At 63.2% G+C, this 1,524-nt stretch carries 1 protein-coding gene; it reads left to right on the forward strand.

The window, feature by feature from the left end; genetic code table 11:
• The coding region (uvrC, locus tag EN750_RS33740; protein WP_127399230.1) for an excinuclease ABC subunit UvrC at window positions 1-1,524 on the forward strand (1,524 nt) is incomplete at both ends.

The following is a 1,524-nucleotide window of genomic DNA, read 5'->3' on the forward strand; positions in this document are numbered from 1 at the left end:
ATGGTGCGCGAAACGTCGACGATGGAGTTCGTCGTCACCCGCACCGAGATCGAAGCGCTGCTGCTCGAAGCCAACCTTATCAAGCGCTTGCGGCCGCGATTCAACGTCCTGATGCGCGACGACAAGTCGTTTCCCTACATTCTCTTGACCGGCGACCATGTCTCGCCGGGCATCTACAAGCATCGCGGCGCGCGGTCGCGCAAAGGCGATTATTTCGGCCCGTTTGCCTCGGCCGGTGCCGTTGGCCGTACCATCAACTCCCTGCAGCGCGCCTTCCTGCTCAGGAGTTGCACCAACTCGTTCTACGAGAACCGCACGCGGCCATGCCTGCTTTATCAGATCAAGCGCTGCGCTGGTCCCTGCACCGGCGAGGTCTCGCATCAGGACTATGCCGAACTGGTCGGCGAGGCGAAGGACTTCTTGTCCGGCCGCAGCCAGAAGGTGAAGACGGAAATCTCGGCCGCCATGCAGCAGGCGTCGGAAGCTCTCGATTTCGAGCGCGCCGCGATCTATCGCGACCGGTTGGCGGCCCTGTCGCATGTGCAGAGCCATCAGGGCATCAATCCGGCGACCGTCGACGAAGCCGATGTCTTCGCCATCCATCAGGAAGGCGGCCAGGTCTGCATCCAGGTGTTCTTCTTCCGCACCGGCCAGAACTGGGGCAACCGCGCCTATTTCCCCAAGGCCGATCCGGCGTTGGAAGCAGCCGAGGTGTTGGGTTCGTTCCTGGCGCAGTTCTATGACGACAAGCCGACGCCGCGGAACATTCTTCTGTCGCATGGCGTCGAGGATCAGGAACTGCTGGCCGAGGCGCTCTCCACCCGAACTGGCCGCAAGGTCGCGATCTCCGTGCCGCAGCGCGGCGAGAAGAAGGACCTGACCGACAACGCTTTGCAGAATGCCCGCGAAGCGCTCGGACGCCGGCTGGCTGAAACCTCCACCCAGGGACGCCTGCTTGCGGGTTTCGCCGAGACATTCGGCCTGGCCAAGCCGCCGGTGCGCATCGAGGTTTACGACAACTCACACATCATGGGCACCAACGCGGTCGGCGCCATGGTCGTCGCCGGACCGGAAGGGTTCGTGAAGAACCAGTACCGGAAATTCAACATCCGCTCGACCGAGATCACACCTGGCGACGATTTCGGCATGATGCGCGAGGTGATGGAGCGACGTTTTTCGCGGCTGCTGAAGGAGCATGGCGATGTCCCGGCTGGGGATGCGGCTGATGGTTCGGCGGACGATATGGAGGACGATATCTCCGGCAGCTTCCCGGCCTGGCCCGATGTCATCCTGATCGACGGTGGCCAGGGCCAGATGACCGCGGTGCGCAAGATCCTCGCCGATCTCGGCATCGAGGACCGGGTGGTGGCCATCGGTATCGCCAAGGGCCAGGACCGCGACGCCGGCCGTGAGCGTTTCTTCGTCAAAGGCAGGGACTCGTTTTCGCTGCCGGTTCGCGATCCCGTGCTCTATTTCGTCCAGCGCCTGCGCGACGAGGTCCACCGTTTCGCCATCGGTTCGCAT

This window comes from Mesorhizobium sp. M7A.F.Ca.ET.027.03.2.1, from assembly GCF_003999175.1.
Lineage (GTDB): Bacteria > Pseudomonadota > Alphaproteobacteria > Rhizobiales > Rhizobiaceae > Mesorhizobium.